We start from the raw sequence: 1,858 nt of genomic DNA, 5'->3' as shown, positions 1-1,858 counted from the left end.
CCTCGGGGTGACCGCAACTGGCCAGCCAGTTCGCCAGCATCAGGTGGCCCCCCTCGGTGAGCACCGACTCCGGGTGGAACTGGACGCCCTCGATGGGCAGCGTCCGGTGCCGCATCGCCATGACCACGCCGGAGCCGGTCCAGCCGGTGACCTCCAGCTCGTCGGGGAGCGTCTCGGGCAGCACGGCGAGCGAGTGGTACCGGGTGGCGGTGAACGGGTCGGGCAGACCGGCGAGTACGCCGACGGAGTTGTGGCGTACCTCGGAGGTCTTTCCGTGCAGCAGTTCGGGGGCGCGCGTCACGGTCGCCCCGAACGCTTCGCCGATCGCCTGATGGCCGAGGCAGACGCCGAAGATCGGCAGCTTGCCCGCGTACTCCCGGATGACGTCCAGGCAGATGCCGGCCCGGTCCGGGCTGCCCGGCCCGGGCGACAGCAGGATGCCGTCGGCGTCAACCGTGCCGACCTCGGCGACGTCGATCTCGTCGTTGCGGCGGACCTCGCAGTCCACGCCGAGCTGGCCCAGGTACTGCACCAGGTTGAACACGAAGGAGTCGTAGTTGTCGATCACCAGGACGCGCATGGTCACCTGCTCGGGGAGGGGGGCGCTGGGTTGTTCTGGTCGGTGTCGTACGGCAGTTCGTGCTCGTCACCGGCCGGGGTCTCCCCGGTCACCGGGTCACCGCCGCCACCCGTCTCGGCAGGTACGCCGGACTCGACCTGTACGTCGTCGAAGGGCAGCAGGGGCTCGGCCCACGGGAAGGCGACGTACCACAGCAGGGCCACCGTGGCGGCCACCAGGAGCACCGAGCCGGTCAGCTTCCCGACCACGCCGAACGGCAGCTTGCGCCAGATGAACGCGTACATCGGGTCAGCCTTCCAGCTCCGCCGGGCGGCCCGCGGACTTGGGTTGGGTGCGGTCCAGTTCGGCGTGGATGATCAGCCGCTGGTAGTTGTCGAACTTCGGGTTGCACGTGGTGAGGGTGAGCATCCGCTTGGTCGCCTTCTTGTCCGGTTGGCCGGGCACCGGCGCCACCACCTCGACCTGGGTCGGCCGGACGATCCGGGACTGCGACACCCGGTAGACGTACCAGTCGGTCTTGCTCTCGACCACGATCGGGTCGCCCTCATTCAGCTCGTCCAGCCGCCAGAAGGTGGCCCGGTTGCGGTGGCCGGCGACGGAGAAGTTGCCGACCTGGCCGGGGAGCGCGCTGGTCGGGTAGTGGCCGGGGGCGAAGCGAATGTCCTCCTGCGTGACGCCCTCGACGACCACCCAGTTCTTGTCGAGCTTGGGGATGTAAAGGCCCGCGAGCGGCTTTCCGCGTACCGGTGGGGACGGTTTGACGCTCGGGCCGACCGACGGGGCAACCGTGGGGTCGTCGGTCGGAGCCCACGCCTGGGTCAACTCGTTGTTGAGCTCGTTCTGGTGGGCGTCGACGATCGCCGACTTGCCCCAGACCTCGTAGCCGGCGAAGAGCAGGACGACCAGGCCGAAGGTGATCAGGACTTCGCCGGTGACACGGATGCCGGTGCGCAGTCGCGAGCCGAACGACGGGCGGGTCAGCTCGGAGTAGACGCTCTTGTAGCCCTCGCCGGTCTGGTGCGGCCGGAGTTGCACCACCCGCTCGCCGCGTCGGGGTTGGGGAGGGTCGGCAGGGCTGGCACCGGTCGGCTCATCCGGGACGGCGATGCGGGGGACGGCACCCATCAACGCTGTCGAGTCCATGGTCGGCGGCCTGGTGGCAGGAGTGGCGGGCACGGCCGGAATCATCGCGGTGGCGGCCGGGTCGGCGCCGCGATCCCCGACAGCGCTCGGCGGCACCCGGCCCGGCCCGGTCGGCGGCACCCGGCCCGGCCCGGT

At 70.5% G+C, this 1,858-nt stretch carries 3 protein-coding genes; all 3 read right to left on the bottom strand.

Translation table 11 applies throughout. The features are described from left to right. Nucleotides 1-580, bottom strand: a 580-nt coding sequence (locus ABZ749_RS34675; RefSeq protein ID WP_357235520.1) for an aminodeoxychorismate/anthranilate synthase component II, incomplete at its 3' end; no start/stop codon positions are given. 2 nt (nt 581-582) lie between these two features. Further along, nucleotides 583-864, bottom strand: a complete 282-nt coding sequence (locus tag ABZ749_RS34670; RefSeq protein WP_238687886.1) for a hypothetical protein — start codon at nt 862-864, stop codon at nt 583-585. A gap of 4 nt (nt 865-868) precedes the next feature. Then, the coding region (locus ABZ749_RS34665; RefSeq protein ID WP_357235517.1) for a class E sortase at nt 869-1,858 on the bottom strand (990 nt) is incomplete at its 5' end.

Origin of the sequence: Micromonospora sp. NPDC047753 (assembly GCF_040642735.1) — a bacterium.
Taxonomy (GTDB): domain Bacteria; phylum Actinomycetota; class Actinomycetes; order Mycobacteriales; family Micromonosporaceae; genus Micromonospora.
The sequence above is the reverse complement of the archived record's forward strand: the minus strand, read 5'-3'. Positions and strand labels throughout refer to the sequence as shown.

Coding starts and splice junctions, on each gene's coding strand:
- ABZ749_RS34670 (WP_238687886.1), bottom strand. CDS start 864: ATGTACGCGTTCATCTGGCGCAAGCTGCCGTTCGGCGTGGTCGGGAAG.